We start from the raw sequence: 1,707 nt of genomic DNA, 5'->3' as shown, positions 1-1,707 counted from the left end.
TTCTATCTAAGACGGTGGTCCGAAAAACGGGGTCCACTTCAGTCCGTCTGCGAGTCACGGCGCGCGCCACGATGGACCGTGTCTGGTCCCATTTCGTTCGCAGGATGCCACTGGTTCCTTTCACGTTCTGAGTTGCCAACAGTACCTCAATGGCAGAACGCTCAAACAGGATTGTGAGGCGACTGCCTTTCTCGGCCCAGGGCACACTCACCTGTTTCGCTCCGTGTATCGAACACTCGACGTGTGGAATGCTCGCATGAAGAATCGTTTTGAACTGGCAGCTATCCAGATGCTGCCACTGACACTCCGCCGTGTTGTTGTAACACGGCAACGTCTTGGCGCAGTCACGGCAGCAAAACTTCGTCCCAGCTGGATGCTCGACAAACACAGCAACTTGCCGTTGCTCCAGACTCAACGAAATTTGAGAGACCGTTCAGGGACTCTTCAGTCGAAGGATATGCTGATACAATTCCCGATCCTGATTGGCCCCAATCCCAGAAATCATCAGATTATATCAAACCCACAGAATTCCCGGATGGACCCGAAAAGCCACCCTGAACGCTTCAAATCGCACACTTCAATCTGCGAATCAAGCGATCGGTTTAAGACGTGTCGACGCATACCTCGCGATCCAACAATTACTAAATCAGCGTTCCAGCGATGTGCCTCATCCAAGATCACATCCTTTGGAAATCCCGTTCGCACAACCATACTGGAACGAAGTCCAAGGGAATTCTGTTTGAACACATCTGAGGCCGCATTTAGCGTCCGAACCGCCTCGATGTGCTGAATATTGATTAGCTCATCCAAAACAGCATGAGCCACCAACGCAGTTGCCTCGATCGGATGGATCACCATGATCAGGCGAATCTCGCTCTGGACAGGCCATGGACGAAGGCTGATGTGTGTGACAATGTTCTTGCTGTAGGGCGAACCGTCGATTTCCAACAGGACTCTCTTTGCGCGCCCAGTTTCTCCAACAGCTGGACGAACATCCCAATATGGATTCGTTGAGTTTTGTCTTTTCCGGTACAATTTCATGGTTCGTCTCCCTCTAAGAATCACACTTCGAGCTTGAATGCCCCTCTCGATTCGGTTTCCGCGTCGTCTTCGGCCGGTGGTTCAGTTGACCGCGATCTACGTTTACGTTTACGTTTACGTTTTTGGATTTGGAACGATTTAGATGTTTAGATCTTTGTCAGAACGACGCCTCGCAGATGTTCAACTGCGCGTTCGAATTCCGCCAGCGGATTTGCGGCAACTTCCGATGCTGTAAGTTGGCCAAAAGGCGGCACCAAGAAGCTCGCACGGCACTGATTGTCTAGCAGCCTGTTGACGTAAGTGGGACAGGCACCTTGGCGTTCAGATTTCGTGGCGTTCTTTTATCTGGGCGGAGCCAGTCCCCGTTGCTTCAACAGACTGGAAGGCCGCCGCGAGGGACATTCTCGTCAGTCTGCGTCGCGCTCGTGATTCGAGTCGACAATCTGCCCATCGCCTTCTTTATTGGATCGATAACGAAATGATAACAGTTCACAGCCCGAAGAGAGGGGGACAGGCACATTTTCCCTGTCGAAGTGGAATCCACAGTGCATCGACTTGGGTTATCCTTCCCTTTGCCGCGGGAAAATGAGCCAGCCCCCGGCATGTGAACGGTCATGACCGAATGCGGAAAATCTCGGCGATGAGTCTTTGAAGATCTATTGATAC

Annotated in this window: 2 protein-coding genes; both read right to left on the bottom strand. The window is 51.8% G+C overall.

The genetic code is table 11. From position 1 onward, the window contains the following. The coding region (locus OSO_RS51810) for a helix-turn-helix domain-containing protein (protein ID WP_315849975.1) at positions 1 to 211 on the bottom strand (211 nt) is incomplete at its 3' end. A 293-nt stretch (positions 212 to 504) separates the two neighbouring features. Then, positions 505 to 1,041, bottom strand: a complete 537-nt coding sequence (locus OSO_RS47230; RefSeq protein WP_010581604.1) for a universal stress protein — start codon at positions 1,039 to 1,041, stop codon at positions 505 to 507. Positions 1,042 to 1,707: the final 666 nt, after the last annotated feature.

It is taken from the genome of Schlesneria paludicola DSM 18645 (assembly GCF_000255655.1).
GTDB classification, from domain to species: Bacteria; Planctomycetota; Planctomycetia; order Planctomycetales; family Planctomycetaceae; genus Schlesneria; species Schlesneria paludicola.
Note: the sequence above shows the minus strand (reverse complement) of the source record. Positions and strands in the feature narration are given on the sequence as shown.